Here is a 24,547-nt window from a genome sequence, read left to right as displayed (position 1 = left end):
TTGCAAGCCGCGCACGTCCCGAGCTTACAAGGTTTACCGCCCGCGCTGCGGGGTCGCCCGGATGGCAAGCGGTGTCATTGGATCCTGGCTGCCGTGGTGGCCCTGATGACCTGCATCGGCAGCGCGCAGGCAGAGGATGGCTACGCGCTGTGGATGCGCTATGCACCCCTCGATGCCCCGCTTGCCGCCGCCTACCGCACGCAGCTGGCCGAAGTGGTTGCGCCTGATCACACACCGGGACAGCGCGCCGCACGCGAAGAGCTGGAGCGTGGCCTGGCCGGACTGCTTGGCAGCGCCCCGCCCATGCGGGTTGCGGCGGCCACCGGGCCTGCCGTGGTGCTGGGTACGCCGCAGTCATCGCCGTTGATCGCGCCGTTCGGCGAGCAGATGGCATCGCTGGGCGGGGAGGGCTACCTGCTCGAACGTACGCGTCTGGGTGGGCACGATGTGATGCTGGTGGCCGCTCGCACGGATATCGGCGTGCTGTACGGCACCTTCCATCTGCTGCGCCTGCTGCAGGCCGGCACGGCACTGGACACCCTTGCAGTGCGCGAATCGCCGCAGCTCGGTCGGCGCGTACTCAACCACTGGGACGACCTGGACGGCCATGTGGAACGCGGCTATGCAGGCCGCTCGCTGTGGGAGTGGCAGACCCTGCCGGAATGGCGGGACCCGCGCTATAACGTCTACGCACGCGCCAACGCGTCGGTGGGCATCAACGGCACGGTGCTGAACAACGTGAATGCCAACGCGCAGAGCCTGGCACCGGAGTATCTGGACAAGGCAGCGGCGCTGGCCGACCTGTTCCGGCCCTACGGCATCCGGGTCTACCTGAGCGCGCGCTTCAGCGCGCCGATCGAACTGGGCGGGCTGGAAACCGCCGATCCCCTCGACCCGGCGGTACGGCGGTGGTGGCGGGACAAGGCCGCGGACATCTACAGCCGCATTCCGGATTTTGGCGGCCTGCTGGTAAAGGCCAATTCGGAAGGCCAGCCCGGCCCGCAGGACTACGGTCGTTCGCACGCCGAAGGTGCCAACCTGCTGGCCGATGCGCTGGCCCCGCATGGCGGCGTGGTGATGTGGCGGGCCTTCGTCTATGCGCACGACGTTCCTGCGGACCGGGCCACGCAGGCCTATACCGAGTTTGTCGGCCTGGACGGTGGCTTCCGCCCGAACGTGATCCTGCAGGTAAAGAACGGCCCGATCGATTTCCAGCCGCGGGAGCCGTTCCATCCGCTGTTCGGTGCCATGCCGCGTACCCCGCTGATGATGGAGGTCCAGATCACCAAGGAGTATCTCGGCTTCGCCACGCACCTGGTGTATCTGGGGCCACTGTACGAGGAAGTGCTGCACGCCGAAACCCACGCACGCGGTAGACGTTCCACCGTGGCGCAAACGCTCACTGGCATGGCCGGCGTCGCGAATATCGGCAACGATCGCACCTGGAGTGGATCGCACTTCGACCAGGCCAACTGGTACGCCTTCGGCCGTCTTGCGTGGAACCCGGGGCAGCGCGCCGCCGACATCGCGGCGGAGTGGGCGGCGATGACCTTCTCACCGGATCGCGGGGTGGTACAGCCCATCGTCGGCATGATGATGGGCTCGCGCGAGGCGGCGGTGAACTACATGACCCCGCTTGGCCTGCATCACCTGATGGCGCGCGGACACCACCATGGCCCCGGCCCGTGGGTCGACGGCGGTCCGCGCGCGGACTGGACGTCGGTGTACTACCACCGCGCCGACCGCGATGGCATCGGCTTTGACCGCACCGCGCGCGGCAGCAATGCCGTGGCCCAGTACGCGCTGCACGTGGCAGACCGCTACGGTGACCCGCAGCAGGTCCCCGAATCGTTGATGTTGTGGTTCCACCACCTGCCATGGGACCACCGCATGGCGTCCGGCCAGACCCTGTGGGACGAACTGGTCCGGCGCTATGCGCAGGGCGTGCGCGGTGTCGAGGACATGCAGAGTACCTGGGCAGGCCTGCGCGGCAGGGTGGATGCACAACGCTACGCGCAGGTTGACGCCTTCCTGCGCATCCAGCGCCGCGAAGCACAGTGGTGGCGCGACGCCAGCGTGGCGTACTTCCAGGCGGTCAGCGGCCGGCCCTTGCCGGAGGGAGAGGCCGCGCCGCCGCATCCGCTGGCGTGGTACCAGGCCCTGCAGTCTCCGTCCGCGCCGGGAGATGGCCGATGAGCCGGGCAGCGTGGAGGGGCTGGCTGCTGGCGATCACGCTGGGCTGCTGCGCAGGGCCCGCACCGGCGCAGCACACGGTGGCGACGTTGCTGCATCCGCTGTTCCAGGATCACGCCGTCCTGCAGCGGGACCAGGAGATTCCGGTCTGGGGGACTGCCGCTTCGGGCGTCAGCGTCCGGGTGGAGCTGGCGGGCCGGAACGCCACCGCGCGCGCCGATGACAGCGGCCACTGGCTGGCCATGCTGCCGCCGCTGGCGGCAGGCGGCCCGTACGAACTGGCGATCCGGGCCGGGGATGCCGTCCAGGTCGTGCGCGATGTGCAGATGGGCGACGTCTGGCTGTGTTCCGGGCAGTCGAACATGGAGCTTCCGGTCTGGCGCGCGCTCGATGCCGCCAGCGAAATCGCTGCCGCCACGCAGCCGATGATCCGCCTGTTCAGCGTGCCGAAGGCGGCGGCCGTTTCGCCACGACAGGAGTTTGCAGGACCCGTTGCCTGGCAGCCCGCGTCGCCGGCTACCGTGCGCGACTTTTCCGCTGCCTGCTTCTACTTCGCGCGTGAGCTGCAGAAGACGGTCGCGGTACCGATGGGGCTGATTCAGGCGGCGTGGGGCGGTTCCCGCATCGAGGCATGGACCAGCGCCTCTGCCCTGCGCCGACAGGACGGCATGGACCCGGCGCTGGACGTACTGGCGCTGTACGCAACCGATCCGGTGGCCGCCACCGTCCGATGGGGCCAACACTGGCAGCAGTGGTGGTCCACGCACACGGGCGCGGGCGCCGATGAACGCCCATGGCAGCCCGCGGCAGATCGCACCGGCTGGCAGCAAGCGCCGTCCCTGCTGGGGGCATGGGAGCACTGGGGCGTGCCTGCGCTTTCCCACTACAACGGCATGGTCTGGTACCGCAGCCAGGTGACCCTGACCGTGGCACAGGCAGGGCAGGGCGCACGCCTTGAACTGGGTGCGGTGGATGAGACGGACATGACCTGGGTCAACGGCGTGGCCGTGGGCAGCGAGAACGCGCCCGGCACGGCGCGGTCCTATGCGGTGCCGGCGGGCCTGCTGGATGCCGGTGCCAACACGGTGGTGATCAATGTGCTGGATACCTATGGCGACGGCGGCCTGGCAGGTCCTGCAAGCGCCCAAGCGCTGGTGCTGGACGATGGCACGCGCCTGGTGCTGGACGCGCCCTGGCAGTACCAGCCAGCGCCCACGGCGCAGGCCCCACCGCTGGCGCCGTGGCACGCCGCCACGGGGTTGTCGACGCTCCACAACGGCATGATCGCCCCGCTCGGCCAGCCTGGCCTGCGCGGAATACTCTGGTACCAGGGCGAATCCAATACCGGCGACGGCGCGGACTATGCGGTACGCCTGCGCGGCCTGCGCGATGACTGGCGCGCGCGGTTCGGTGCGCAGGTGCCCTTGCTGGTGGTGCAGCTGGCCGGCTATGGCCAGCCGCCCGAAGCACCGACGGAAAGCGGCTGGGCACATGTCCGCGAGGCGCAGCGGCGGGTCGTGGCAGAAGACCCGCACGCCGGCCTCGCACTGGCGATCGACATCGGCGACGCCTACGACATCCATCCCCCCAACAAACAGGAACTCGGCCGGCGCCTGGCGCGCGTGGCACGCCGCGTCGTCTACGGCGAGCGCGCGATCGCCGCGTCCGGCCCGACCGCACGCACGGCATCGCGTACTCCTGCGGGGATACGGATCGCCTTCGATGACGTCACCGGCGCCCTGGCCACCACCGGTGCCAACGGCCCCATCGGCTTCGAACTATGCGATGCGCAGGCGCGGCAATGCACCTACGTGGAGGCGCTGCTGGACGGCCCTGACGTGGTGCTGCAAAGCCCGCAGCCAGCGCCCGGCGCGCGCGTGCGCTACTGCTGGGCCGATGGCCCGATCTGCACACTGCGCGATCGCAGCGGCGCACCGGCCGGCCCCTTCGAACTGTCACTCGACGCTGCGGAGATTCCATGATGCTGACGCGCCTGCTGCTCGCCACGATGATCCTGTTGTCGGCCGCTGCGACGCCGCCGCTGGGGGCCGCGCCTGCGCCACCGGTTCATTTCGACTGGTTCGAGTACGCCGGTCGTGACGCTGCCTTCGAAGCGCCCCTGCCGCCCGGGCACTACCGCAACCCGATCCTCGCCGGCTTCCACGCCGACCCCAGCATCACCCGTGCGAACGGCCGCTTCTACCTGGTCAATTCCAGCTTCACCTACTTCCCCGGCATCCCCGTTTTCGAAAGTGTGGACCTGGTGCACTGGAAGCAGATCGGCAACGTCATCGACCGCCCGACGCAGCTGGATTTCGATGGCCTGAGCGTGTCGCGCGGTATCTTCGCTCCGGCAATCTCGTACCACGACGGCCTGTTCCATGTGGTCACCACCGCAGTGGACAGTGGCGGCAACTTCATTGCTACCGCGAGCGATCCTGCCGGGCCGTGGTCAGACCCGCACTGGCTGCCGGGCGTGGAGGGCATCGATCCATCGCTGTTCTTCGACGACGATGGCCGCGTGTACCTGCTGAACAATGACGTGCCGCCCTCTCGGCCGCGCTACGAGGGCCACCGTGCGATCTGGATGCAGCAGATCGACATGGACAACTACGCGCCGATGGGCCCGCGCAAGGTGCTGATCGACGGCGGCGTGGAGCCGGCGAAGAACCCGATCTGGATCGAAGGACCGCACCTGTACAAACGCGAGGGCTGGTATTACCTGTCCGATGCAGAGGGCGGCACCGGGCCGCAGCATTCGCAGGTGGTGCTGCGCAGCCGTGATGTCTGGGGACCTTACGTCCCGTATGCGGGCAACCCCATCCTGACCCAGCGCGACCTGCCGGAGGACCGGCCACTGCCGATCACCAATGCCGGCCATGCGGACCTGGTGGAGGGGCCGGATGGGTCGTGGTGGGCGGTGTTCCTTGCCAGCCGCAACTATGCCAAGCGCCACTACAACACGGGGCGGGAGACCTACCTGCTGCCGGTCCGCTGGCGCGACGGCTGGCCGGTGATCCTGCCAGCCAACCAGACCATTCCGTATGCGCTCAAGGCACCGTCATGGATGCAGGGCGATGCGTCGCAGGCACCGTTCACCGGCAATTTCGTCGATCGCGATGAGTTCGATGCGCCGACGCTCGGCAGCGGCTGGCTGCGCGTGCGTGTGCCCAAGCAAGCATGGGCAGACCTGCGCGAGCGCCCCGGCGCGCTGACGCTGCACCCGCTGGCGGAGAACCTCGACACGCTGCGCAACCCCGCCTTCCTGGGCCGACGCCAGCAGCACCTGCGCTTCCAGGCCAGCACCGCGATGGGGCGCCCGGCAGCAGGCGTGGCGGCTGGATTGGCTGCGTTCCAGAGTGAAGCGTACTGGTATTTCCTTGGCGTCCGCCGCCTCGGCGCTGACCGCGTGACGGTCTTCCTGGAAGGACGCGACGGCGGCGGGACGACCCGGCTGCTGGCCAACCGCGAGGTGGACGCGAGCGCTTCGCTGCGGCTGAAGATCACCGGTGATGAAGCCCGCTATGCCTTTGCATTCGACAGCGGCGACGGGCATGGCTGGCAGACCCTCGCAGGCGAGGTGGATGGAACGGTATTGAGTACTGATCGCGCAGGCGGCTTCGTGGGCGCTCTGCTGGGACCATTCGCACGCGATGAGCGTGCCTTGAGGAGTAAATGATGACGCGCACGCCCCGGCTCCATCCCCCGATGTTCCGCACGCTGGCGCTGTGCGCCGCCATTGCCTTGAGCAGCGTCGGCCAAGCGGCCCAAACCCAGCCCTGGCGCGACACCTCGGCAAGCTTTGAAAGCCGCGCCGCCGCGCTGGTGGCCCGGATGACCCTGGAGGAAAAAGCGGCGCAGATGCAGAACGCCGCGCCGGCCATCGAGCGCCTCGGCGTTCCCGCCTACGACTGGTGGAACGAAGGCCTGCACGGGGTGGCACGCGCAGGGCAGGCGACGGTGTTCCCGCAGGCCATCGGACTGGCCGCCACCTTCGACGTGCCGCTGGTGCGCCAGGTGGCCACCACCATCAGTGACGAAGCGCGGGCCAAGCATCACCAGTTCGTCCGCGAAGGGTCACATGGCCGCTACCAGGGGCTGACCTACTGGTCGCCGAACATCAACATCTTCCGCGACCCACGCTGGGGCCGCGGCCAGGAAACCTACGGCGAAGACCCGTACCTCACTGCGCGCATGGGCGTGGCCTTCGTGCACGGACTGCAGGGCGACGACCCGGTGTACCGCAAGCTGGATGCCACGGCCAAGCACCTGGCCGTGCACAGCGGGCCGGAGGCCGACCGCCACCACTTCGATGCCCGCCCCAGCAAGCGCGATCTGTATGACACCTACCTGCCGGCGTTCGAAGCGCTGGTGAAGGAGGGCCAGGTGGATGCGGTGATGGGCGCTTACAACCGCGTCTACGGCGAGTCCGCCAGCGCCAGCCGCTTCCTGCTGCGCGATGTACTGCGCCGCGACTGGGGATTCAAGGGTTACGTGGTGTCCGACTGCTGGGCCATCGTGGATATCTGGAAGCATCACAGAATCGTTCCCAGCCGTGAAGCTGCCGCGGCATTGGCGGTCAAGAACGGTACCGAACTGGAGTGTGGCCAGGAGTACGCCACGCTGCCTGCCGCGGTACGGCAAGGGCTGATCACTGAAGCAGAAATCGACGATGCGGTGACCCGGCTGTTCACCGCGCGGATGCGGCTGGGCATGTTCGACCCGGCCGAACGGGTGCGCTGGGCGCGGATTCCCGCATCGGTGAACCAGGCCCCGGCGCACGATGCGCTGGCGTTGAAGGCCGCGCAGGAATCGCTGGTACTGCTGAAGAACGAAGGCGTGCTGCCGCTGTCACGCGACCTCAAGCGCATCGCCGTGGTCGGCCCCACCGCCGATGACACCATGGCGCTGCTCGGCAACTACTTCGGCACGCCGGCCGCACCGGTGACCGTCCTGCAGGGAATACGCGATGCAGCGAAGGGCATCGAGGTGCGCTATGCACGCGGCGTGGACCTGGTCGAAGGGCGCGACGATCCCAACGCCACCCCGCTGATCGAAGCGGCCTACCTGCGGCCGTCGGCCGACTCGCCGGAACGGGGCCTGCGCGGGGAGTACTTCCGTACGGCGGATCTGTCCGGCACGCCGGCCCTGGTGCGCACCGACGCCCAGATCGGCTTCCGCTGGGATCGCGGTTCACCGACCGACAACCTGCTGGCCCGCGGTGAAGCCGCGCCGGGGCAGGGCATTCCCAGCGATGGTTTCAGCATCCGCTGGAGTGGCGAGCTGGTGCCGCCGGTGTCTGGCCGCTACCGCATAGAGGCAGCAGCCGACGACGGCTACCGCCTGTACATCGATGGCAAGCGGGTACTGGACCGGTGGGGTGACAGCGATCGCCTGCAGGGCGATGGCGTTGAACTGGACCTGCAGGCCGGACGCGCCTACGCGCTGAAGCTTGAATACTTCGATGCCGAGCGCGATGCCGGCGTGCGGCTGGGCTGGCGCATGCCCGGTGCGAAGCCGCCGTTCGAGGAAGCGGTGGACGCAGCCCGCGAAGCGGACGTGGTGGTGTTTGTCGGCGGGCTGACCGGCGATGTGGAAGGCGAAGAAATGAAGGTCAACTACCCCGGTTTCGCCGGCGGTGACCGTACCGATCTGCGCCTGCCCGCGCCGCAGCGTGCACTGCTGGAAGCCCTGCATGCCACCGGCAAGCCGGTGGTGATGGTGCTGACCGGCGGCTCCGCGCTGGCCGTGGACTGGGCCGATACGAATGTGCCGGCAATCCTGATGAGCTGGTACCCCGGGCAACGAGGTGGCACGGCCGTAGGCCAGGCCCTGTTTGGCGACGTCAATCCCGGCGGACGCCTTCCGGTCACCTTCTACAAGGCGGACCAGGCGATGCCGGCGTTCGACGATTACACGATGGAAGGACGCACCTACCGCTATTTCCGCGGCGCCCCGCTGTATCCGTTTGGACACGGGCTGTCCTACACCCGGTTCAACTACGGCACGCTGCAGCTCGATTCCGCCCGCATCGGCGGCGACGGGACGCTCAAGGTGCAGGTCGAGATAACCAACGCCGGCAAGCGCCCGGGCGATGAAGTCGTGCAGTTGTATGTGCGGCGCATGCAGGCACAGCCCGGCGATGCCCAGCAGGAGCTGCGCGGCTTCCAGCGTGTCCACCTGGCCCCGGGCGAACGGCGCACGGTCGCCTTTGATCTGCAGGCGAAGGACGCCCTGCGCCAGTACGACGAGATACGCGCGGCGTATGCCGTGCCGGCCGGATCCTACGAGGCCAGGGTGGGCAGCTCCAGCACCGACATCCGCGCGACAGGCAGGTTCACCGTGGAGGCCGGCCGTGACTGATGCAGGCAGCGTGGCAAGCACCGAACACACGCTGTCGATCCGGGAAAAGGTAGGCTACAGCCTGGGCGATCTCGCGGCGAACCTGATCTTCCAGACGCTGATCACCTACCTGGCGTTCTTCTACACCGACGTATATCGGCTTCCGCCCGCCACCGCCGCAACGATCATCTTCGTGATCGGCGTGCTCGGCGCGTTCGTGTTTACGCCGCTGGTCGGCATTGCCGCCGATCGCACGGTCAGCCGCTGGGGCAAGTTCCGGCCGTGGATCCTGTGGACGGCGATTCCGTTCGGGGTGTTGTCCTTGCTTGCCTTCAGCACGCCGGACCTGGGGCCCCGCGCGAAGATCGTCTACGCCGTGGCCACCTACGGCCTGCTGATGCTGGTATACGCGGCCAACAACCTGCCGTACTCCGCGCTCAGCGGGGTGCTTACCGGCAGCATGGCCCAGCGCAACAGCCTGTCGGCCTACCGCTTCGTGGCGGTGATGATCGCGCAGTTCATCATCCAGGTGCTGCTGTTGCCGCTGGTGCTGATCCTCGGCGGTGGCGATCGCATGCTGGGCTTCGAGCGGGTCATGACGGTGTTCGCGGTGGTGGGCACGCTGTTCTTCCTGACCACCTTCGCCACCACGCGCGAACGCATCGTCCCGGCCCGGGAACAGACCGCCGGCGTACTGCAGGACCTGTCCGACCTGCTGCGCAACCGGCCGTGGAAGGTGATGCTGCTGCTGACCATCCTGGTGTTCGTCAACCTGGCCCTGAAGGGCGGCACCTACATCTACTATTTCCAGTACTACATGCGAGATGCCGCGCTGGCGGGCTTCCTCGACAGCTCCGGCTTCAACGCTTTCATCGGCGGATTGAACGCAACGCTGAGCAGGTGGGGCCTGGCCGGATTCAGCTGGCCGGAAGACCCGGCGACCTCGGCCTTCAGCCTGTTCAACGCGTGCGGCATCCTCTGCATGATCCTGGGCATCGGCGTATCGCGCCGGCTGGCTGACCGCTTCGGCAAACGGGATGTCTTCGGTGGCGCGCTGCTGGTGTGCACGCTGTTCCTGCTGGCGTTCTACTTCTTCCCGCCCACCGCAGTCGGCGTGGCCTTCATCGCCTTCATGCTGCATGGGTTCTGCTACGGAATCACCATCCCGCTGCTGTGGGCGATGATCGCCGACGTCGCCGACTATTCGGAGTGGAAGAACCACCGCCGCGCCACCGCGATCGTGTTCTCCGCGATGCTGTGCGGCCTGAAGATCGGCCTGAGCATTGGCGGTGCGCTGGTTGCGGGGATCCTCGCGCACCATGGCTACCAGGCTGGCGCGGAACAGCAGCCGCAGGCGGTGGTGGACGGCATCCGTCTTACGGTCAGCGTCTACTGCTCGATCCCGTTCCTGCTCGCGGTGGCGCTGCTGTTCCTGTATGAGATCGACAAGCGTATGGAGAACCGGATCGAGCAGGAGCTGCTGCAGCGCCGGCAGGCTGGCAACCTTGACCAGCTGGCGGTGCGTGCGATCTCCCGGCCCGTGGTGACCCACCTTTACACGGCAGATCCGTCGGCCCACGTGTTCGAAGGGCGGCTGTACATCTATCCCTCGCACGACATCGACAGCGGTGCTCCGTTCGATGACGAGGGCGGTCACTTCGGCATGGAGGACTACCATGTGCTGCGGATGGATACGCCCGCTGGCGAGGCCATCGACTGCGGCATCGCGCTGCATGTGCGCGATGTTCCCTGGGCCAGCCGGCAGATGTGGGCGCCGGACGCGGCAAGCCGTGATGGGCGCTATTACCTTTATTTCCCCGCCAAGGATGCGCAGGGCCTGTTCCGCATCGGCGTGGCGGTAGGGGATCGTCCGGAGGGCCCGTTCACTGCCGAAGCAGAGGCGATGGAGGGCACGTACTCGATCGACCCGGCGGTGTTCGAGGACGACGACGGCACGCATTACCTGTACTTCGGTGGCATCTGGGGGGGCCAGCTGCAGAAGTACCGTGACAACCGCTTCGATGCGGCGCACGAGGAGCCCACCGGCGATGCGCCTGCATTGGGGCCACGCGTTGGTCGGCTGGAAGCAGGCATGACCCGGCTTGCCGAGCCCACCCGGGAAATCGTGATCCTGGATGAGCACGGACTGCCGCTGCGCGCCGATGACCATGCGCGCCGCTTCTTCGAGGGACCCTGGCTGCACAAGTACCAAGGGCGGTATTACCTGTCGTACTCCACCGGTGATACGCACCTTCTGTGCTACGCAACCAGCGATAGTCCGTATGGACCGTTCATCTATGGCGGGGTGATCCTCAAGCCGGTGGTGGGCTGGACCACGCACCATTCCATCTGCGCATTCGAGGGACAGTGGTATCTGTTCTACCACGATGCCTTGGCGTCCGGCGGGGTCACCCACCTGCGCTCGGTCAAGTGCACGCCGCTGCACATGGAAGCCGATGGCAGCATCCGCACCATCGACCCTTATGGCGCTTGAACCTTGGTCACCGCTGGATGATGCGCAGGCGCCGCTGGCAGGTGGCCAGCTGCATTGGCTGCGGGCGGGCAGGGTGGCGATCGCGCTCGCTCCTGAAGCAGGCGGACGGATCGCGCAGATGCGGTACGACGGCGTGGACTGGCTGGCAGGCGAGCGCGAGGGCAGGGCGGCTGCCATCGGCTGGGGGTGCTACCCGATGGTGCCCTGGGCTGGGCGCATCCGGCGTGGTCGCTTCAGCTTTGATGGCAAGGATTTCACGCTGCCTGCGAACCTTGGGGCGCATGCGATCCACGGGGTGGGATTCTCGAGGCCATGGCAGATCAAGCGCCTCGAAGTGGACACTGCGATGTTGTCGTTGGCCCTTCCGGAAGACCGCTACTGGCCGTTCGGTGGCCTTGCGACGCAGTGTATCCATGTCGTGCCGGACGGCGTCGAACTGCGGCTTGCGGTGCAGGCCGGCGACAAGGCGATGCCCGCCGTGATCGGCTGGCATCCCTGGTTCCGCAAGCCGGACCAGCTGCTGTTCTCACCGAGTGCGATGTATCCGCGGGACGGGGAGGGCATTGCCACGCTGCCTTGCATCACCCCCGCGCCTGCCCCGTGGGACGACTGTTTCATCAACCGGGCCGAGGTGACGCTGGTCGCGGAAGGACAGCGGCTGCGGCTGCAGGCGGATACGGACCATTGGGTGGTGTATGACGGGACTACGTACGCTACCTGTGTGGAACCGCAGACGGGGCCGCCTGATGGGTTTACGTTGCTGCCGAGGCGGTTGGGGCCGGGGGAGCGGTTGGAGTTGCGGTTTGAATTGATGTGGGAGAGCGAGGTACACGGATGATCCTTGCAGAGGCCACTTTCACCCCTTTCCATGCCGTGATTACGCAGCCTTGATGCGCGTCGGTATTCAATGACCTCCAGCAGCGGATCACTGCCCGATCAACGAAGCTGACGAATGACGATGATCGACCCGAACAAGCCACTTTCGCAGGAACCGCCCACCTTCGACGCCGTCGTTGTCGGCGGAAGTCATGCTGGCATGTCGGCTGCCTTGCAGCTTGCGAGGGCATGCCGAACGGTGCTGGTCATTGATCACGGTCAGCCGCGCAACCAGCGCGCCACGAAGGCGCACGGTTGGCTGGGCTGGGATGGCGTTGCCCCTGCACGGATTCTCGAGGTGAGCCGCCAGCAATTGCTCACCTATGAGCGAGTGCAATGGTCGACGGACGAGGTGCTTGAGGCTTCCGGCTCCCTGGAGACTGGTTTTCTGCTCCGCTGCGCATCCGGCAAGCCATACCACGCAAAAAGGTTGATCCTCGCCCATGGCGTGGTGGATCAGCTGCCGGACCTGCCAGGGCTTGCGGAGCGGTGGGGCGAGACGGTCCTGCATTGCCCTTACTGCCACGGCTATGAAATCCGCGGAACAGATATTGGGTTGCTCGTGGCCCCCAGAAAGGAGGCAGTGGACCAGGTCAAGGCGCTTTCGCAGTGGGGAAACATCACCGCGGTCCACGCTGGGGAGCTGAGCGGGGCCGACCTGGAAGAACTGTCCGCCGAACTGCGCACTATCGGCGTGAACCTGGAAGAAAACGCCTTGATCGGCATGACCGGGAAAGCAACCCTGAACTTCGCCGACGGGCGAGGGCGGGACGTTGCGGCGCTGTTCGTCCATCCGCACACCAGGCTGGCATCGGACCTTTCCACACAGTTGGGTTGCGCCATCGAGGACGCAGGATGCATCACCACCGATTCGGCCAAGCAGACCACCGTACCGGGGGTGTTCGCCTGCGGAGACGCCGCCCGGTTCGCCGGGAACATTGCGCTGGCAGTGGGAGAGGGAGCGTTGGCAGGCGTCGCTGCCCACCGATCGTTGCTGGGCCTGCTCGCTGACGATTGACCTTTGTGACGCGTCACGTCTTGCCGTGATCCTTTATCATTCTCCCAACATAACGGGGGCGGATATGGATATTCGGACTGGGGTACTGACTCTTCTGCTGGTCGCTGCGGCACCATGCGTTGCGCAACAAATCCGCTCGGCGACTGGCCCGGCTCCCAGGCCACTCCCAGTACCTCCCAAGCCAGCACATAACTCCATGGCGAAGAGCACAACGCCATTCAACTGCGAGCAGTACCGCTGGCCCAATCATCCCCATCCGCGCATGAAGGCGTACTGCGAACGCTTGGAATCGCAGACGCTGACAGATGAAGCACGGCGCGCAGGAAGGCCGGGGCCATCCGATGACGTGGTCCAGCTGCCATCTCTTGGATCGGAAGCCGCTCGCCGCTCGGGTCTGTCCTGTGTGGGAGGCCAAGCCATGCGAAAGCTGCCCAACGGGTGGGAGCAGGTTTCGTCTCCTTCGGGCGGTTGGCAGCGGTGCCGCGAGCAATGAGCGGGCTGTAGGTTCGGCCGGCTACAGCACCTGGCCCGCATACTGGATCATTCTCACCTGCCCGCGGCTTAGCCGCTGCGCGAGAGTTCGCGCGCGAGGAAAGGGGCCGTCCTGCTTGCCTTGGCGCGAGACACCTGATGCGGCGTTCCCTTCGCCACTACGGTGCCGCCCGCAGCACCTGCGCCAGGCCCCACGTCAATCACCCAATCGGCCTGCGCCACCGCCCGCATGTCATGCTCGATCATCACCACCGTGTTCCCTGCATCAACCAACCGCTGCAGCTGAAGCATCAACCTGTCCGCGTCCGACGCATGCAGGCCGGTAGTCGGTTCGTCGAGCACATAGAGCGTGCGCCCCCGCTGGCCGCGCTGCAGCTCGGTTGCCAGCTTGATGCGTTGTGCCTCTCCGCCTGAAAGTTCCGTCGCCGGCTGGCCCAGCCGTAGATAGCCCAAGCCGATTTCCCGTAGCACCTGCAGCGAGCGGGCAATCGCATCCTCCTCGCCGAAGAACGCGTGCGCCTGGTCAACCGTCAACTGCAGGACCTCGGCGATGTTGCGGCCATTCCACAGCACCTTCAGCGTGGCCTCGTTGTAGCGCGCGCCATGGCATGTAGGGCAGGGCGCGTAGACGCTGGGCATGAACAGCAGCTCGACACTGACGAACCCTTCGCCCTCGCAGGTCGGACACCGGCCTTTGGCCACGTTGAAAGAGAAACGGCCCGCATCGAAACGGCGTCGGCGTGCATCCGGGGTGCTGGCGAACAGCTTCCGCACATGGTCGAACAGCCCGGTATAGGTGGCAAGGTTCGACCGCGGCGTGCGGCCGATGGGCTTCTGGTCCACCTGGACGACCCGCTGGATGGCGTCCACATCGCCTGCCAGCTGGCCGCGCGTTGCTTCGATGACGGATGGCCCATCCGTGGGCGCGACATCGGCGCCATCATCCGGCGGCTCATGGCCCAGGTGCAGTAGTACCAACTCCGGCAGCGCCTGCGCCATCAGGCTGGACTTGCCCGACCCCGAAATCCCGGTCACTGCAGTCAGCAATCCCAGCGGCAGCTGCGCATCCACTCCCTGCAGGTTGTGGCGGTGGATACCCTTCAGTTCCAGCCAGCTCGCGGCGTTGCGCTTGCGGCTTGCAGGCGCAGGCACCTGGTCGAAAAGATACTGGGCGGTGCGGGAATCCTGCACCTGGCGCAGGCCACCGGGTTCGCCACTGTAGAGAACGCGCCCGCCGTGCTCGCCCGCCTGCGGGCCAACATCCACCAGCCATTGCGCGCGGCGCATCAGCTCCAGATCGTGTTCGACGACAAAAACCGAGTTTCCCCCGTCGCGCAGCTGGCCAAGCGCATCGTACAGCGCCTCGCTGTCGGCAGGGTGCAGGCCAGCCGATGGCTCATCCAGCACGTACAGCACGCCGAAAAGCAAAGAACTCAGCTGCGTACCCAGTCGCAGACGCTGCAGTTCTCCGGCCGAAAGCGTGGGTGTCGCGCGATCCAGGGAGAGATACCCCACGCCGAGCGAACGCAGCTGCGAGACACGCGCCATGATGCCGCCCGCCAGCCGCTGGGCCGCCATGCGCTTTTCCTCCGACATGGCCGAGGTCAGGCGTACGTCAGGCGCCGCGGCGTGGGCGGTGCGCCCGCTTGCCATCCGTTGGGCGCGGTCGCGGCGTGTCGCGTTCCTGCTGCGTGAGCCACGGCTATGTGCGCTGAAATCACCCTGTGCCACGGGCTCCAGCAGATCCGCCAGTTGATCCAATGGCAGCCGCATGAACTCGCCGATGTCCACGCCGGCGAAGGTGACCGATAGCGCTTCAGGTTTCAGGCGCTTGCCGTGGCAGGCGGGACACAGCTTGCCCTCCATATAGCGGGAAACCCGCTTCCGCATCAGCGCGCTCTGGGTCGTGGCAAAGGTGTGCAGCACGTAGCGGCGGGCGCCGGTGAAGGTCCCCATGTAGCTCGGTTCAAGCTTCCGCTTCAGGGCGGCGCGGGTTTCGGCCGGGGTGAAGCCTGCATAGACCGGCACGCTTGGCGCTTCCTCGGTGAACAGGATCCACTCCCTGTCCTTCTTCGGCAGCTTCTTCCACGGCACGTCGATGTCGTAGCCCAGCGTGACCAGGATGTCGCGCAGGTTCTGGCCGTGCCATGCAGGCGGCCAGGAGGCGATGGCACGTTCGCGGATGCTCAGCGACGGGTCGGGAACCATCAGTGCTTCGGTCACCTCGTAGACGTGACCAAGACCATGGCAGGTGCTGCAGGCGCCCTGCGGCGTGTTGGGTGAGAAGTCCTCGGCGTACAGCATGGGTTGGCCGGGCGGGTAGGCCCCAGCACGCGAATACATCATCCGCACCAGGCTGGACAGCGTGGTCACACTGCCCACCGATGAACGTGCATTACTGGCCCCGCGCTGCTGCTGCAGTGCTACCGCCGGCGGCAGCCCGTCGATGGCATCCACATCGGGCACGCCGGCCTGGTCGATCAGGCGCCGTGCGTAGGGCGCTACAGACTCGAAATAGCGCCGCTGCGCCTCAGCGAAGACGGTGCCAAAGGCCAGCGATGACTTTCCCGAACCCGATACCCCCGAGAACACGACCAGCGCATTGCGCGGAATGGAGACATCGACATTCTTGAGGTTATGCTCGCGCGCTCCGCGGACCTCGATGCAACCACTGGATGCGGCAGCGGAGGATGGCGGATCGATGGGCGGGTGGGGCATGGCGGCGGTCCTGCGGGGCAGTGAGCGGCACGCGTGACAGCGCGCCCGATGGCTCATTCTCGCTGCTGTGGGGTGAAGGTTGGTGAGGGTGTTGTGGAATCCTACTGCCGCTGCTCGGTGTGGGCGCGGAGGGATAATGTTGCGGGCAATGATCGGCTTATCGGTGGCGAAGGCAATGATCGTTATGTGTTCTCCGTGGTGACGGTCACGACGTGATCGATGATCTAGATGCGGATGGCTGGGATGAACTGGAGCTTCGGATCTACGACAACGAGCCCGTCCAGTTCCGCTGGGAAGGCGACAGCTTGGACGTACTGGTGGGCGAGGGGCAGGGTCGCATCACCATCGAAGGCTGGTACGCTGAGCCCGCCAAGCGTCTGGATGGCATCGCCATTGGGTTTGACCGCTGGCTGAGGGCTGATGAGGTTGAAGCCCGGGCGGAGGATGACTCAAGCGCGGCCATCGCGTCGCATGGAGGGCTCCATCAGAGCTCCAGGACGGAGATCGATCACCTGGTGACCGAAATGGCAAACGGTCGCTGGGATCGCGCAGGCACCAGTGCAAACCTCTTTGCCCCGATCCAGCATGGTGCGGTGGTCCTGTTGGCAGCACAGTAACGTTTGGCCTCCGCATAGGGGCGCCTTGTGCGTCCCCATGCGGAGATAGCGCATGACTGGATCAGCGGACGAGGAAGCGTTATGGAAATGAAAGTCGCCGCCAAGGCTGGACTGGCGCTAAGTGCACTGGCCGTCGCTGGGTTCATCTGGGTCAAGTTCGGTGCGGACGGGGGAGGGCGGGAGGCTCAGATGTCCGCAATGAAGCAAGCTGATGTTGCGACCGTCAGCGACGGCGTCCTTTCATACTGTGGCGAGACCATAAGGATTGGTGCCAGGACCCAGGAGGCAACGGATGCCCGCCAATCAAGATCCGGTGCTCTCAGGGTCAGCATGAAAGAAAGGGGTACACGCGAAGCAGATTCAGCGTCACTGACCATCTTCACCGCGAGCCCGCTCAGCAAGAGCTGTCTCGATGAAGCTGTGAAATCGCCGATCGGGGTCGCGCTAAGTTGCGATCCGCCCAATGCGCCCGGCTGGTCGGATTGGTCCAAAAGAAGCTGGGAAGTACGTACCGAACGGCCTGAATACGGGATAGTGGTGCTGGAAGGCGATCAAGCGGGCTGGCTGGCTGGCGGCTTCCGTTTCATCGCTGCGCCGTCATTGCTGTATCGCATCGGCGAGTTCCCTTTTCAAGGAAAGTGCTTTAGTGAGCCGGGCGTAGGTAGCGGAGCAGAGCGATGCCTCGTCAACTTTCGGAAAGGACGGCTGGGTGTTGGATACAGCTATTTGACTGACTCAATCAGGCCTTGGCGAGAAGTGGATGAGCTTGTGCGCAGCACTCTTGAAGGGAAGCCATCGACTCGGTTATGTCCATATGAGGCGCAGCGCTCCCAAGTGCCGCGGTCATGAGCTCAATGACAGCGACTGGGGGCTCCGGGCCTACAGCATAAAGCCGACCCGTAGGCTCAGCGGCCCGCACCCGGCGATGAGCGTCAGTGCCTCGTCATCGTAGGAAGCCTCAATGTTGCTGATAGCGTCCTTCAAGCGCTCGCCCTGACCATAAGCACCGGCTCCGCAAACGTTGAAGTTGTTAATGGCGTCGTTGTCACCATCATCGGTGAATGCCTTTCAGGTAGCAACGCGGCATGAAATGCTGCTCTTTGTTGGCCGCCATGCCCGTTCCCCTTCGGGTGGTGCGTCAGCGCTTGTGCAGGGCGAATCCCGAGCATTAGCTTCCCGGCCAGCGGCCGGCACTACCGTCGGATTTCGCGCAGATTTGCTTAGACCATCCTTAGATCTGGCGAGCTCGTCCTTGCCAGTAGGCCCGGAAGGGAAGCAAGAGCCGATCCAAAGCTTGAGCCAGTGCCGGCCGAAAGCTACCCAGCGGCGGCAACGCTTGATTTCGCAATCTTGGTATAAACACCCATTTGTTGCGTCGCTAAACCACCGTATTCAATGAATTTTTGGCGGCCTCGGGATCTTTTGCCGTTGCGACGCACTTGATCGCCGTAGTGTTGCGCGGTCGGTGGTTTAGCGCGCAACACCTGAACGCAACAGTGCCTAGGGGGTTTTGCACGAATTGCGGTGATAAAAGCCCCCTGCACAGGGGCGACACTACGCGGTTCAGAGATCAGATAGTATCGCTCTGAACAACGAGCCGGCCACTTCGACGTGCGGGTTCGTCGCCGAACATCTGGCCGCAAAGGACTGTGCATGCCGATTGAACGTATCGTCATCGACAACTTCAAGTCGTTTCGCCATCTGGACCTGCCCCTCAACGCCCACATGAACCTGGTGGTGGGGGACAACGAGGTTGGTAAGTCCACCCTGCTGGAGGCCATCCACGCGGTGGTCACCGGGCAACTGCATGGGCGCAATCTCGCCTACGAGCTCACGCCCTACCTGTTCCACCAGCCCACGGTGCAGGAATATTTGGCGACCCTTGCTGCAGGCACGCCGGCCTCGCCGCCACGGATCTCCATCGAAGCCTACCTGGGCGCAGACGCCGCGCTGGCGTCGCTGCGCGGCACCAACAATTCGCTGCGACTGGATACTGCCGGCATCCGGCTGCTGGTCGAGCTCAACGACGACTACCGCGAAGAGTTCAACGCCTACCTGCAGCAGCACCAGGGCGCGGTCAGCCTGCCGGTGGAGTACTACACGGTGCGCTGGTATTCCTTCGCCAACAATGGCGTCACCGCCCGCAGTATTCCGTTCGACTCCACGATCATCGACACGCACGGCATCAAGACCTTGTCTGGTGCTGATCGCTACATCGCCGGCATCATCGAGCAGGCACTGACGCCTGCGCAGCGCGTCTCGCTGTCGCTGAGCTTCCGCCGCATGCGGCAGAGCTTTTCAGAAGAAGCGGACGTGGCGGCCATCAATGCCTACTTGACCGAGCACACCGGGGACATCAGCCACCGGGCGCTGACGGTGGGTGTGGACACATCGCCGCGCTCAACGTGGGAAACTAGCTTGTCACCGTACCTAGATGAGCTCCCGTTCACCCAGGCCGGCAAGGGCGAGCAAAGCGCGGTGAAGATGAAGCTGGCGATGCACGCGGCGGGCGCGGCCCACGTGCTGCTGATCGAGGAGCCTGAGAACCATCTGTCATATTCCAGCATGAACCAGCTGATCGACAAGATTGCGGCACTCTCCACCGCCCAGCAGGTGATTATCGCCACCCACAACAGCTTCGTGTTGAACAAGCTGGGCGTGGACAACGTGATCCTGTTCAGCGCGCAAGGCCAGATGAAGCTGGACCAGCTGCCCAGCGATACCCACGACTATTTCATGAAGCTGCCAGGCCACGACACGCTGCGGCTGATCCTGGCCAAGCAGGCGATCTTGGTGGAGGGTCCGTCTGATGAGCTGATCGTGCAGCGTGCCTACAGCGACCATCACGGCGTGGCGCCAATGGCTCGCGGCGTAGACATCATTTCGGTCAAGTCGCTGGCATTCAAGCGCTTCTTGCAGATTGCAGATCGGCTGAAAATCCACGCCAAGGTGATCACCGACAACGACGGTGATATCGCCGTTGTGCAGGAGCGCTATGCCGAGCACATCAACGCGATCTATTACGATTCCGACGAAAGCGCCCCATCGCTGGAAGAGCAGCTGACCAAAGCCAACTCGCTGGCCGAACTCAATACCGTGCTGGGCAAGACGTTTGCTGATGAGGTGGCGCTGCTCAAGTACATGAAGGGCCATAAGACCGATACGGCCCTGGCGATCTTCAACAGCCCGCACTCGATCAGGTTCCCCGACTATGTCCAGCGTGCCATCACCTAACCGGGTACTGCTCTCGGCGGCCGGCTCGGGCAAGACCACGTTGCTGGTGCGGCAGGCCTTGGAGCGGCCTGGGCGTCGCATTGCGATTGTCACCTACACGCTGGAAAACCTTGAAGAGATCCGGCGCTCGTTTGAGGTCCACGCCGGCGCGGTGCCCGCCCATGTCACCTTACACAGCTGGTATGGCTTCCTGCTGCACCAGTGCATCCGCCCGTACCAGGCGGCACTGTGTCCTGAGCCTCGCATCGAGACCATCCTGTTCGTAGACGGTGTCACCAACAACCGCGCCCCACGCACCCAGGTGGCGCGCCACTATCTGGCAGGCAACCGGGTGTATTCGGACCGGGCGGCCGACTTTGCTGTGCGCTGCGATGAGCTGACCCAAGGCCAGGTCATCGCACGCCTGGCGGCCATGTACGACGAGCTCTACATCGACGAAGTTCAGGACCTGGCCGGCTTTGATCTGGATCTGGTCGAGCGGCTGTTGAAGAGCGATATCGCCATCACGTTGGTGGGTGATACGCGCCAGGCAACGTACGCCACCAACTATGCGCAAAGGCACAGTCAATACCGTGGGCCGAATCTGGCAGCGCTGTTTCAGATCTGGGAGTCGGACGGCTTATGCCAGCTGGATCACCGCCTCATCAGTCTGCGCTGCGTCCAGACCCTGTGCGATATGGCTGACACGCTCTATCCGCAGATGCCCCGGACCCAATCTGGCAATGGCGAGGTCACCGGGCACGATGGCGTCTACCTCGTCGCTCCCGGCGACGTTGCGGCGTACATGCAGGAGTTTGCCCCCACCGTGCTCCGGCATGACCGGCGCCAGAAGTGCGACGGACTACCGGCCGTGAACTTTGGGCAGTGCAAGGGCCGCACCTACAGTCGAGTCCTCATTTTTCCGAACGGGCCATTGACGCAGTACCTGCGCACGGCCGATGCGGCGCGTATCACCGCGCCACCGAAGTACTACGTGGCCTTCACTCGGGCGCGGCAAAGCGTGGCCTTTGTGTATGCCGGCGCATGTGCGCTGCCGGGTCATCAGGTCTATGCGCCTGCTAGCGCAGACGCATAGAACCACGGGCAGGGATCACATCTTCTTCAAGGGTGCCGCGGTTGGCGGCGGCGGCACCGGGCCCGGATCGTTGAAGCACAGCACGACCTGATCGATGCCGAATTGGTCGGCCAGCACGCGGGCGATCACCGCATGCACCAGGTCCTGGTCGACCGAGGGCGCGGCGACGGTGATGGTGGCCGCGATCGCACGACCGCGCTCTTTGGCGGGGACTAGGCGCAGGTCATCCACCGCTTTCACGCCGGGGTCGGTAAACATCGCCGCACGGACCTTTTCCAGGTTGATCTCGTTCATGGTGTAGAGGACTCCAAGGCAGTGTGATCGCCGCGGCGAGCTCGGTCGCGATGCAGCCAACGATAGAGCACCGGCAGCACCAATAAGGTCAATGCGGTGGATGAGACGATGCCGCCGATGACGACAGTGGCCAGCGGCCGCTGCACCTCTGAGCCGGCCCCGACATTCAAGGCCATGGGCAGGAAGCCCAGGGAGGCCACCAGGGCGGTCATCAGCACCGGCCGCAGGCGGCCAAGGGCTCCGTCGCGTACCGCCTCGTCCAGGGGATCACCCTGTTCGCGCAAGCGGCGAATGAACGCGATCATGACCAGGCCGTTGAGTACGGCCACGCCCGACAGTGCGATGAAGCCCACGCCGGCCGAGATCGACAGCGGAATCCCACGCAGAGCCAGTGCCAGCACACCGCCTGTCAGCGCCAATGGCACACCACTGAACACGATGGTCGCATCCTTGGCCGAACCGAAGGCCATGAACAGCAGAGCGAAGATCAATGCCAGTGTCACCGGGACCACCACCCCCAGACGTTGGGTGGCCGAGATCAGCTGCTCAAAGGTGCCGCCGTAATCGATCCAATAGCCCTCTGGAAGCGTGACATCTTGGCCAATGCGCGTGCGCAACTCGCCGACGAACCCGCCCAGATCGCGTTCGCGCACGTTGGCAGTGATCACCACGCGCCTCTTGCCGTTCTCACGATTGATTTGATTGGGCCCGCGCTCCACCTGGATCTTCGCCACTTCCCGCAGGGGCACCGTACGAGGCCCGCCATTGGCGCCGGCAGCCAGGCGGCTGGACTCGTCGACACTGGTGCTTGCCGGCAACGGAATGGGCAGATCTGCCAGCACGGCCGGGTCTTGGCGCTGCGATTCAGGCAGGCGCACGACCAGGTCGAAGCGACGGTCGCCCTCGATGAGCTGACCAGCAACGCTGCCGCCGATGGCGGTGGCCACCGTCTCCTGCACATCGCCCGGGTTCAGGCCGTACCGTGCCAATGCCGCCGGATCTGGCGTGATCGTCAGCAACGGCAGGCCGGAGACTTGCTCGGCCTTGACGTCTTCGGCGCCGGAGACGCTACGCATGACCCGCTCGACCCGGCTGGCCAGGCGCGTCAGCTGGTCCAGGTTGTCGCCGTAGACCTTGACCGCCACGTCCGAACGGACGCCGGAGATCAACTCGTTGGTGCGCATCTGGATGGGCTGGGTGAACTCGTAGTTGCTGCCCGGAATTTCCTTGGCCGCCGCCTCCAGCTCTTCCACCAGCTCGGCCTTGGGCTTGCGCGGATCGGGCCACTGGTCGCGGGGCTTGAGCATCAGGAAGGTGTCGGCCATCGATGGCGGCATCGGGTCGGTGGCCACCTCGGCGGTGCCGATCTTGGAGAAGATGTTGGCCACCTCCGGGAACTGGGCCAGGCGCTTCTCCAGCGTTTCCTGCATGGCCACCGACTGCTCCAGGCTGGTGCCGGGGATACGCATGGGCTGCAAGGTGATGTCGCCCTCATCCAGGCTCGGCACGAACTCCGAGCCCAAGCGGGTGGCCAGCACGCCACAGCCCACCACCAGCACGGCCGCGCCTACCAGCACCACGACCCGGCGCCGCAGTGCCCAATCCAGCAGCGGCGTATAGCGGGCCCGCGACCAGCGCATCAGGCGGTTGTCGTGCTCAGCCACGCGGCCGCGCAGGAAGGTGGCGATCGCCGCCGGCACGAAGGTCAGCGACAACACCATGGCACCGGTCAGGGCCAGCACCACCGTGATCGCCATCGGGTGGAACATTTTTCCTTCCACCCCGGACAGCGCGAAGATCGGCAGGTAGACCGCCGCGATGATGCCCAGGCCAAACAGGCTGGGACGGATCACCTCGGCGGTGGCCGAGGCGGTCAGGTCATAGCGCTCTTCATCGTTGAGCTGGCGGCTCAGCGCGTGCTGCGCCTCCCCAAACCGGCGCAGACAGTTCTCGATGATGATCACCGCCCCGTCCACGATCAGGCCGAAGTCCAGCGCACCCAGACTCATCAGGTTGCCCGATACACCGCCACGCACCATGCCGATGATGGTGAACAGCATCGCCAGCGGAATCACCGCCGCAGTGATCAACGAGGCGCGCACATTGCCCAGCAGCAGGAACAGCACCACCACCACCAGCAGCGCGCCCTCGATCAGGTTCTTGGATACCGTGCCGATGGTGCGGTCCACAAGCCCGGTGCGGTCATAGACGGCCTTGGCATGCACTCCAGGAGGCAAGCTTGCGTTGGCGGCGTCCAGCTTGGCCGCGGCCGCCTGGGAGACTTCCCGGCTGTTGGCGCCGAACAGCATGAAGGCGGTACCGACTACGACCTCATGGCCGTTCTGGGTGGCCGCGCCGGTACGCAGCTCCTTGCCTTCGCCCACGCTGGCGACATCGCGAACCCGAATGGGCACGCCATCGCGGCGGTCCAGCACGATGTTGCCGATCGCCTCCAGATTGGCCAGCTGGCCGGGAACGCGCACCAGGAATTGCTGTCCATTGCGCTCGATGTAGCCGGCGCCGATGTTCTGGTTGTTGCGCATGACCGCCGCGACCACGTCGTTCAACGTGAAGCCCAGCGCCACCAGCTGGGCCGGATCGGGGGTGATGTGGATCTGCCGCTCGAAGCCGCCGATGGTGTTGACCTCGGTGACGCCGGGTGTGGTGCGCAGCTGCGGCCGGATCACCCAGTCCTGCAGGGTGCGCAGGTCCGTGGCCGTGTAGGGTGTGCCGTCAGGCTTGCGAGCGTCGGGCTCGGCCTCCACGGTGTACATGAAGATCTCGCCCAGCCCGGTGGAGATGGGGCCCATCTCCGGATCCAATCCTTCGGGCAGCTGGGAGGCGATCTGCTGTAGCCGTTCGGCGACCTGCTGGCGGGCAAAGTACAGGTCGGTGCCGTCCTTGAACACGACGGTGACCTGGGAGAGCCCGTAGCGCGACAGCGAGCGGCTATAGTCCAACTTGGGCAGGCCGGCCATGGCCGTTTCGATGGCGAAGGTCACCCGTTGCTCGGCCTCCAGCGGCGAGTAGCCCGGGGCCTGGGTGTTGATCTGGACCTGGACGTTGGTGATGTCCGGCGTGGCGTCGATTGAGAGGTGACGGTAGCTCCACACGCCCAGCGCAACCAACGCAGCGGTGAGCACCAGCGTCAGCCAGCGATGGCGGATGGACAGCCCAATGAGGCGTTCGAGCAT

Annotated in this window: 14 protein-coding genes and 1 pseudogene; 12 read left to right on the top strand and 3 right to left on the bottom strand. The window is 65.5% G+C overall.

Annotated features, from left to right (window positions below):
- The first annotated feature begins 105 nt into the window (after positions 1–105).
- The 8 genes and pseudogenes from ABE522_RS02315 (at position 106) to ABE522_RS02280 (ending at position 12,923) form a co-directional block, all read left to right on the top strand.
- Positions 106–2,196, top strand: coding sequence for an alpha-glucuronidase family glycosyl hydrolase (locus ABE522_RS02315; protein ID WP_346590263.1), 2,091 nt, complete (start codon positions 106–108; stop codon positions 2,194–2,196).
- Positions 2,193–4,175 (top strand): sialate O-acetylesterase, encoded by a 1,983-nt coding sequence (locus ABE522_RS02310; protein ID WP_346590261.1) that lies wholly within the window; start codon positions 2,193–2,195, stop codon positions 4,173–4,175. Before ABE522_RS02315 ends, ABE522_RS02310 begins: the two co-directional genes overlap by 4 nt.
- A complete protein-coding gene (locus ABE522_RS02305) occupies positions 4,175–5,872 on the top strand; it encodes a glycoside hydrolase family 43 protein (RefSeq protein ID WP_406846287.1) in 1,698 nt (565 codons plus the stop codon). Before ABE522_RS02310 ends, ABE522_RS02305 begins: the two co-directional genes overlap by 1 nt.
- Positions 5,873–5,901: 29 nt before the next feature.
- Positions 5,902–8,556, top strand: coding sequence for a glycoside hydrolase family 3 protein (locus ABE522_RS02300; RefSeq protein ID WP_346590303.1), 2,655 nt, complete (start codon positions 5,902–5,904; stop codon positions 8,554–8,556).
- A 10-nt stretch (positions 8,557–8,566) separates the two neighbouring features.
- Positions 8,567–10,039 (top strand): annotated as a pseudogene (locus ABE522_RS02295) (MFS transporter); the annotation flags it as partial.
- Between the two features lie 15 nt (positions 10,040–10,054).
- A complete protein-coding gene (locus ABE522_RS02290; protein ID WP_346590301.1) occupies positions 10,055–11,029 on the top strand; it encodes a glycoside hydrolase family 43 protein in 975 nt (324 codons plus the stop codon).
- Complete coding sequence (locus ABE522_RS02285; protein ID WP_406846286.1) at positions 11,019–11,867, top strand: aldose epimerase family protein; 849 nt, start codon at positions 11,019–11,021, stop codon at positions 11,865–11,867. Before ABE522_RS02290 ends, ABE522_RS02285 begins: the two co-directional genes overlap by 11 nt.
- A gap of 114 nt (positions 11,868–11,981) precedes the next feature.
- Positions 11,982–12,923 (top strand): NAD(P)/FAD-dependent oxidoreductase, encoded by a 942-nt coding sequence (locus tag ABE522_RS02280; RefSeq protein ID WP_346590258.1) that lies wholly within the window; start codon positions 11,982–11,984, stop codon positions 12,921–12,923.
- Between the two features lie 561 nt (positions 12,924–13,484).
- Here ABE522_RS02280 and ABE522_RS02275 read toward each other — a convergent pair.
- Entirely contained in the window at positions 13,485–16,133 is a 2,649-nt protein-coding gene (locus ABE522_RS02275; protein WP_346590256.1) for an excinuclease ABC subunit UvrA, read from the bottom strand.
- A 212-nt stretch (positions 16,134–16,345) separates the two neighbouring features.
- Here ABE522_RS02275 and ABE522_RS02270 point away from each other — a divergent pair, with 212 nt between their 5' ends.
- The 4 genes from ABE522_RS02270 to ABE522_RS02255 all read left to right on the top strand — a co-directional run bounded on the left by ABE522_RS02270 (position 16,346) and on the right by ABE522_RS02255 (position 21,059).
- Positions 16,346–16,750: a hypothetical protein gene (locus ABE522_RS02270; protein WP_346590255.1), complete on the top strand. Its 405-nt coding sequence runs from the start codon at positions 16,346–16,348 to the stop codon at positions 16,748–16,750.
- An 81-nt stretch (positions 16,751–16,831) separates the two neighbouring features.
- Complete coding sequence (locus tag ABE522_RS02265; RefSeq protein WP_346590254.1) at positions 16,832–17,599, top strand: hypothetical protein; 768 nt, start codon at positions 16,832–16,834, stop codon at positions 17,597–17,599.
- A gap of 804 nt (positions 17,600–18,403) precedes the next feature.
- Positions 18,404–19,984: an ATP-dependent nuclease gene (locus tag ABE522_RS02260; RefSeq protein WP_346590299.1), complete on the top strand. Its 1,581-nt coding sequence runs from the start codon at positions 18,404–18,406 to the stop codon at positions 19,982–19,984.
- Complete coding sequence (locus ABE522_RS02255; RefSeq protein WP_346590252.1) at positions 19,962–21,059, top strand: UvrD-helicase domain-containing protein; 1,098 nt, start codon at positions 19,962–19,964, stop codon at positions 21,057–21,059. The genes ABE522_RS02260 and ABE522_RS02255 overlap by 23 nt, the downstream gene beginning before the upstream one ends.
- 15 nt (positions 21,060–21,074) lie before the next feature.
- Here ABE522_RS02255 and ABE522_RS02250 read toward each other — a convergent pair whose 3' ends face one another.
- Positions 21,075–21,353, bottom strand: coding sequence for a hypothetical protein (locus ABE522_RS02250; protein ID WP_346590251.1), 279 nt, complete (start codon positions 21,351–21,353; stop codon positions 21,075–21,077).
- Positions 21,350–24,547, bottom strand: a complete 3,198-nt coding sequence (locus ABE522_RS02245; RefSeq protein WP_346590250.1) for an efflux RND transporter permease subunit — start codon at positions 24,545–24,547, stop codon at positions 21,350–21,352. Before ABE522_RS02245 ends, ABE522_RS02250 begins: the two co-directional genes overlap by 4 nt.

Source organism: Stenotrophomonas lacuserhaii (assembly GCF_039674585.1).
In the GTDB taxonomy this organism is placed as follows: Bacteria; Pseudomonadota; Gammaproteobacteria; order Xanthomonadales; family Xanthomonadaceae; genus Stenotrophomonas; species Stenotrophomonas pennii_A.
Note: the sequence above shows the minus strand (reverse complement) of the source record. Positions and strands in the feature narration are given on the sequence as shown.

What these genes read in the sequence shown, in the direction of transcription:
- ABE522_RS02250 (WP_346590251.1), bottom strand. Translation starts at nt 21,353, where the DNA reads ATGAACGAGATCAACCTGGAAAAGGTCCGTGCGGCGATGTTTACCGAC.
- ABE522_RS02300 (WP_346590303.1), top strand. Translation starts at nt 5,902, where the DNA reads ATGTTCCGCACGCTGGCGCTGTGCGCCGCCATTGCCTTGAGCAGCGTC.
- ABE522_RS02265 (WP_346590254.1), top strand. Translation starts at nt 16,832, where the DNA reads ATGGAAATGAAAGTCGCCGCCAAGGCTGGACTGGCGCTAAGTGCACTG.
- ABE522_RS02280 (WP_346590258.1), top strand. Translation starts at nt 11,982, where the DNA reads ATGACGATGATCGACCCGAACAAGCCACTTTCGCAGGAACCGCCCACC.
- ABE522_RS02275 (WP_346590256.1), bottom strand. Translation starts at nt 16,133, where the DNA reads ATGCCCCACCCGCCCATCGATCCGCCATCCTCCGCTGCCGCATCCAGT.
- ABE522_RS02310 (WP_346590261.1), top strand. Translation starts at nt 2,193, where the DNA reads ATGAGCCGGGCAGCGTGGAGGGGCTGGCTGCTGGCGATCACGCTGGGC.
- ABE522_RS02260 (WP_346590299.1), top strand. Translation starts at nt 18,404, where the DNA reads ATGCCGATTGAACGTATCGTCATCGACAACTTCAAGTCGTTTCGCCAT.
- ABE522_RS02245 (WP_346590250.1), bottom strand. Translation starts at nt 24,547, where the DNA reads ATGCTCGAACGCCTCATTGGGCTGTCCATCCGCCATCGCTGGCTGACG.
- ABE522_RS02255 (WP_346590252.1), top strand. Translation starts at nt 19,962, where the DNA reads ATGTCCAGCGTGCCATCACCTAACCGGGTACTGCTCTCGGCGGCCGGC.
- ABE522_RS02285 (WP_406846286.1), top strand. Translation starts at nt 11,019, where the DNA reads ATGGCGCTTGAACCTTGGTCACCGCTGGATGATGCGCAGGCGCCGCTG.
- ABE522_RS02305 (WP_406846287.1), top strand. Translation starts at nt 4,175, where the DNA reads ATGCTGACGCGCCTGCTGCTCGCCACGATGATCCTGTTGTCGGCCGCT.
- ABE522_RS02315 (WP_346590263.1), top strand. Translation starts at nt 106, where the DNA reads ATGACCTGCATCGGCAGCGCGCAGGCAGAGGATGGCTACGCGCTGTGG.